The organism is Bittarella massiliensis (ex Durand et al. 2017), from assembly GCF_017566145.1.
GTDB classification, from domain to species: Bacteria; Bacillota; Clostridia; order Oscillospirales; family Ruminococcaceae; genus Bittarella; species Bittarella massiliensis_A.
On record NZ_JABFCL010000424.1, the window covers coordinates 1 to 207 of the forward strand.

Consider the following 207-nt stretch of genomic DNA (forward strand, 5'->3'; position numbering starts at 1 on the left):
GTAAAGACAAAACAAAATGTAATAGTCCACTCTTGTAAAAACCATCCCCAAAAAACAGCATATACAACAGGAACTATTAATATTTTCAAACTGTCAATTGCATTTTCATATAGTTCCCTTTCCGTTGTATCTATACTTCCATTAGTAATCAGCCAATTCACTATTTGTTTTTTCATCTCTACTTTTCTAAACTTTTTTAATTCTGTC

At 29.5% G+C, this 207-nt stretch carries 1 protein-coding gene; it reads right to left on the reverse strand.

The features are described 5' to 3' along the window. Positions 1–207: hypothetical protein (locus tag HJY11_RS14920; RefSeq protein WP_368041641.1), on the reverse strand; the 207-nt coding region annotated here is incomplete at both ends.